The sequence below is a fragment of the Nisaea sp. genome, assembly GCF_017640745.1.
In the GTDB taxonomy this organism is placed as follows: Bacteria; Pseudomonadota; Alphaproteobacteria; order Thalassobaculales; family Thalassobaculaceae; genus Nisaea.
Map to the genome: position 1 here is coordinate 1 of NZ_JAEPQA010000062.1, position 2,556 is coordinate 2,556.

Below are 2,556 nucleotides of genomic sequence, written 5' to 3' on the forward strand. Positions count from 1 at the left end.
CCTTCCGGCGGCGATGGGCGTGCAGATCGCACATCCGGAAGCGACCGTGATCGATATCGCCGGCGAAGCCTCCTACCTGATGAACATCCAGGAGCTCTCGACGCTGGCCCAGTACCGGCTGCCGGTGAAGTCCTTCATCGTCAACAACCAGTGGATGGGCATGGTCCGCCAGTGGCAGGAACTGAACCATGGCGGGCGCTATTCCGAGAGCTATTCGGAAAGCTTGCCCGACTTCATCAAGGTCGCGGACGCCTTCGGCGGCGTCGGCCTGCGGGCGGAGAATGTCGACCAGCTCGATGACGTCATCATGGAGATGCTGGAAACCGACCGCTTCGTGCTCGCCGACATCCTGGTGAAGAAGGACGAGAACTGCTTCCCGATGATCCCGTCGGGTGCGGCGCATTACGAGATGCTGCTCGGTCCGGACGACAAGGCGGAGCTGGAAACATCGGAAGACGGGATGGTTCTGGTCTAGAAGCACCCGAAGGAACATTCGGCGCCCGGCCGGAAATTGGTACGGGCGCCGTCCATCCCATCATTCTATAAGGTTTCGGCGGCCTTCGGGTCGCCCAGTTACTGGAGCCTATTTCGTGAACGCAGCCACTCCGATCGCAGAAGCGACCCATACCCTCGCCGTGCTGGTGGATGACGAGCCGGGCGTGCTGGCGCGGGTCATCGGCCTGTTCTCCGGCCGCGGCTACAATATCGAGAGCCTGACCGTGTCCTCCGTCGACACCGCCAAGCATCTCTCCCGCATCACCATCGTGACCACCGGCACGCCGCAGATCATTGCCCAGATCAAGGCCCAGCTTGGCCGTCTGGTTCCGGTTCATGCGGTGCACGACCTGACGCTCGAAGGCCCGCACCTGGAACGGGAACTGGCGCTGATCAAGATCCGCAATGTCGGCGAGCACCGCATCGAGGCGCTCCGCATCGCGGACATGTTCCGCGCCCGGGCCATCGACAGCACGCTGGAGAGCTTCGTGTTCGAGCTCACCGGCGGGCCGTCCAAGATCACCGCCTTCGTCGAACTGATGAGCGCTCTGGGAGCCATCGAAGTCTCGCGCACCGGCGTCGTCGCCATCGCGCGGGGCAGCAATCTGGACATGCCGGTCTTCAGCACGCTGGAGAAGAACCGGGAAAACAAATCGTCTGCCAAGAAGAAGGCATCGAAAAAGGCCTGATCGGCCGAAGGCGGCGGGACTTGATGGAGCCCCGGCCCGCTGCCTGAACTGTTCTGTCCGGTCCTGCCGGGCGGGAATGCGGGGGCTCCGCCCCAAGTGTCCGAGTGACAGGAAACGATACGAGAGGTCCTAGAAATGCGCGTGTATTACGATCGGGATGCCGACGTCAATCTGATCAAGAACAAGAAGGTTGCGATTGTCGGTTACGGCAGCCAGGGCCACGCCCACGCCAACAACCTGAAAGACAGCGGCGTGAAGGAAATCGTCGTCGCGCTGCGCGAGGACTCGTCCTCCCGCAAGAAGGCGGAAGCCGCCGGCCTGAAATGCATGACCGCCGCCGAAGCCGCCAAGTGGGCCGACGTCGTCATGATGCTGACCCCGGACGAGGGCCAGGCCGACATCTATTACGCGGACCTGAAGGACAACCTGCGTGAAGGCGCGGCGATCGCCTTCGCCCACGGCTTCAATGTTCACTTCAACTTCATCGATCCGCGTCCGGACATCGACGTCTTCATGATCGCGCCGAAGGGCCCGGGCCACACCGTGCGCTCCGAATATGTCCGCGGCGGCGGCGTGCCCTGCCTCGTGGCCGTCCACCAGGACGCCTCCGGTAACGCGCTCGAGATCGCGCTGTCCTACTCCTCCGCCGTCGGCGGCGGCCGGGCCGGCACCATCGAGACCACCTTCAAGGAAGAGTGCGAAACCGACCTGTTCGGCGAGCAGGCCGTCCTTTGCGGCGGTCTCTGCGAGATGATCAAGGCCGGTTACGAGACCCTGGTCGAAGCCGGCTACGCGCCGGAAATGGCCTATTTCGAGTGCCTGCACGAAGTGAAGCTGATCGTCGACCTGATTTATGAAGGCGGCATCGCGAACATGAACTACTCGATCTCCAACACGGCCGAATACGGTGAGTACGTCACCGGCCCGCGCATCATCACCGATGCCGTGAAGGCGGAGATGAAGAAGGTGCTCAACGACATCCAGTCCGGCGATTTCGCGCGCCGCTGGATGCTGGAGAACCAGGTCAAGCAGGCCAGCTTCAAGACCATGCGCCGTCGTGCCGCCGAGCACGAGATCGAAGTGGTTGGCGAGAAGCTCCGCGCAATGATGCCGTGGATCTCCCAGAACGCCCTCGTCGACAAGGCGAAGAACTAAGAATCGGGTGTGGGGCGGGCGGGAGTGGGGCGCCGCCCCCCCGATATTGCCGCCTCCCCGCCCACACCGAAAACGCCGAGACAATTAAAGTTCATAATCTCCTGATTCTTTGATATGATTCGGTTGTGACGTCGGCAATCGCGGATGGACGGCGGACCGATTGCACTGCGGGATATGTTTTTCCGTTGCGCGGCTGTTCCGAACTTTGGTCTATTCC

The 2,556-nt window shown here is 62.3% G+C and carries 3 protein-coding genes; all 3 read left to right on the forward strand.

The features are described 5' to 3' along the window. Window positions 1–475, forward strand: a 475-nt coding sequence (locus JJ959_RS21200) for a thiamine pyrophosphate-dependent enzyme (RefSeq protein ID WP_292888456.1), incomplete at its 5' end; no start/stop codon positions are given. A gap of 115 nt (window positions 476–590) precedes the next feature. Continuing rightward, the gene (ilvN, locus tag JJ959_RS21205; RefSeq protein ID WP_292888459.1) at window positions 591–1,184 is read left to right on the forward strand and encodes an acetolactate synthase small subunit; all 594 of its coding nucleotides are present in this window, start codon (window positions 591–593) and stop codon (window positions 1,182–1,184) included. A 135-nt stretch (window positions 1,185–1,319) separates the two neighbouring features. Then, window positions 1,320–2,339 (forward strand): ketol-acid reductoisomerase, encoded by a 1,020-nt coding sequence (gene ilvC / locus JJ959_RS21210; protein ID WP_193182052.1) that lies wholly within the window; start codon window positions 1,320–1,322, stop codon window positions 2,337–2,339. Window positions 2,340–2,556: the final 217 nt, after the last annotated feature.